Here is a 2,874-nt window from a genome sequence, read left to right as displayed (position 1 = left end):
TGGTGGTTCAAAAGGTGATAACCTGCTCTCTGGGGGCGATGACAATGATTCTCTTGATATCTCTGGCAGTTACAGCAACAGTTCCGGCTACTCCTCTGACTCCCGCTCATTAGGCAATAATACTCTCAACGGAGGTGCAGGTAGCGACACCTTGAGTGCTGGTGGTTCAAAAGGTGATAACCTGCTCTCTGGGGGCGATGACAATGATTCTCTTGATATCTCTGGCAGTTACAGCAACAGTTCCGGCTACTCCTCTGACTCCCGCTCATTAGGCAATAATACTCTCAACGGAGGTGCAGGTAGCGACACCTTGAGTGCTGGTGGTTCAAAAGGTGATAACCTGCTCTCTGGGGGCGATGACAATGATTCTCTTGATATCTCTGGCAGTTACAGCAACAGTTCCGGCTACTCCTCTGACTCCCGCTCATTAGGCAATAATACTCTCAACGGAGGTGCAGGTAGCGACACCTTGAGTGCTGGTGGTTCAAAAGGTGATAACCTGCTCTCTGGGGGCGATGACAATGATTCTCTTAATGTCTCTGGCAGTTACAGCAACAGTTTCGGCAACTCCTCTGACTCTCGCTCATTAGGCAATAACACTCTTGATGGAGGTGTAGGGAACGATACCTTAAATGCTAGGGGTTCAACAGGCGATAATCTGCTCTCTGGGGGTGATGGCAATGATTATCTTGACATTTCTGGCGACTACTCCTACCGCTCCGACTTTGACTACTCCGACTCTCGCCCGTCTGGCAATAACACCCTCAACGGTGGCGCTGGTGACGATACCTTAAGTGCCAGCAGTTCAACAGGTGATAACCTCTTGTCTGGGGGTGATGGCAATGATTCCTTCAATCTAGTCACTAATTCCCCAGATACTGCCTTGTCTGATTTAGTGACTCAAACGGTAGATGGGGGTAATGGTGAAGATTTGTTGTTCACCCTTTACAACTTTACTGCTGGGGGAATCACAACGACATTCGATGCTGCTACTAACATTGGATCAATTAAAGTAGGCAAGTATCAGGTTAATTACAACAATATCGAACGATTAAACATCTCAGGTACAGACTACAATGACTTTATTGTCGGCACCAATGGTAATGATACCCTTACGGGTGGAAAAGGTAATGATAGCCTAATTGGAGGGGATGGGACTGATACCTTTGGTTTCAATAATTACAATGGAGGTGTTAACACTATTTATGACTTCAACACCACTAATGAACTGATTCAGGTAGATGCTTTTAATTTTGGTGGCGGATTATCAATAGGTTCACTTCAGAAAACTCAGTTTACCATTGGAACATCTGCAACTACAAGCAGTCAACGATTCATCTATGACGATTCTACAGGTGGACTGTACTTTGACCTTGATGGTAGTGCGTCTGGGTTTACTGAGGTAAAATTTGCCCAACTATCTACTGGATTGTCACTAACCAAGAAAAATTTTGTACTTGTTTGATCGGAGTTAGCGCTCTCTTGTCCCCAATTGCTAAGATTTGCGAGGTGCTGTTTAAAGCACTTCACATCTGTTTTGCTCCCGATGCAAGTCATAATGGATAAGCGATAGCGTGAGCAATTGACTCTATAATCCTAGCGAATCAAAAACGCCCTCATCTCATTTTTCTAAAGAATCTTTCCCTTGCTTTGGGGTGCATAGCTCGTGCCGTAGCTTTGCGCAGATACGGATATTGTTAGCCATTTGGTTGAGAAGATTTAGTGCGATGCCTTCTCTACAAGACGCTTTGCCAAAGGCGAGCTACGCCTACGCTGGTAAATGCTGTTTCAGTGTAAGATTGATTTTCAACGTGAATTAAAAAATAAGTGTCGTACTGTTAATGGTCTTACCAACGCTAGAGCCAGGTTGCGCTTGTTTAGTCAGCCGGAATCTGATGTGCGGGTAACGCTGTAATGCGATAACCACGCCTGGTGTCTTTACTGTCAAAAAGTTTAGTTTTGATGTTCAAACATTTCTGCGATCGCTGTTACCAAAGCATGAATCATCTGACGCAGTGGGAACTCAATGATTTCAGATACTATTGCCTGGGCATATAATGACTTCATCCGCTCCGTATGGTGTAACTCCATCGCCTTGAAAATAGCGGCTTTATCAGGTTGGGCGGAAGTTAACTCAAGTTTTCTAGGAAAATACAATACTGTTTTAAAACAAGAATGAGTATATTAACAAGCTTACGGGCTGTATCCTACTTAGCTCCTAATTGCTTCGGATTATATCACGCGATCGCAGCTTATTTGGGTCGTGTTTTACAACTAGAAATCCAACTACACCTTGGTGAATGCGATCCCCTCCAAGATCCTCTATTATTTCAAGACCAAATAGACCTCGCTTTTATTTGTGGATTACCACTAATTCGTTACACTCAAGAAGTTACAGACCAATTGCAGACTTTGGTTGCACCCATCCGTGAGATTTTAAGGTAAAGTGCATTTTGTCAATCAGTGCAAATACTCAAAATTACTTAAATAAAAATGATAATCAAATAAGTTTTTGACAGCTAAGATGTGCAATGAAAAACTATTGTAACGACAGAATAACTTGGCAAAAATTAAGCAACATTTTTAGTGGGACTTAGACAAAAAACACCTAAAAAATAGTCTCAAAGCTATATCCAGAATGACTTTGACACTATTTTGCTGGGTTTGTTGATATATCTGAGTTTCAGCCATTTTTAAGCATTTGTGTATTTCCCTTACCCTGCATGGGTTTAAGGCTTGTTTGTCCCTTAAAAATGTTTAAGTCCCGCTAATGCAGATTTACAGTTTTCCTTCAAAGAAAAAGTAGAACCTTTGTATCGTTGGCAAATTACAACGGATAAAGAAGAGCTTCCCAAAAACACTACTTGGTACGTA

Annotated in this window: 3 protein-coding genes; 2 read left to right on the top strand and 1 reads right to left on the bottom strand. The window is 42.5% G+C overall.

Annotation, left to right across the window (positions count from 1 at the left end; all coding sequences use genetic code 11):
- On the top strand, window positions 1-1,465 hold a 1,465-nt coding region (locus Q0541_RS15540), incomplete at its 5' end, for a calcium-binding protein (protein ID WP_298911593.1).
- Between the two features lie 488 nt (window positions 1,466-1,953).
- Here Q0541_RS15540 and Q0541_RS15535 read toward each other — a convergent pair.
- Complete coding sequence (locus Q0541_RS15535; RefSeq protein WP_298911592.1) at window positions 1,954-2,157, bottom strand: hypothetical protein; 204 nt, start codon at window positions 2,155-2,157, stop codon at window positions 1,954-1,956.
- An 18-nt stretch (window positions 2,158-2,175) separates the two neighbouring features.
- Between Q0541_RS15535 and Q0541_RS15530 the strand changes: the two genes are divergently transcribed.
- Window positions 2,176-2,445, top strand: a complete 270-nt coding sequence (locus tag Q0541_RS15530) for a hypothetical protein (RefSeq protein WP_298911591.1) — start codon at window positions 2,176-2,178, stop codon at window positions 2,443-2,445.
- Window positions 2,446-2,874: the final 429 nt, after the last annotated feature.

The organism is uncultured Nostoc sp. (assembly GCF_937863485.1).
Classification (GTDB): domain Bacteria; phylum Cyanobacteriota; class Cyanobacteriia; order Cyanobacteriales; family Nostocaceae; genus Nostoc.
Note: the sequence above shows the minus strand (reverse complement) of the source record. Positions and strands in the feature narration are given on the sequence as shown.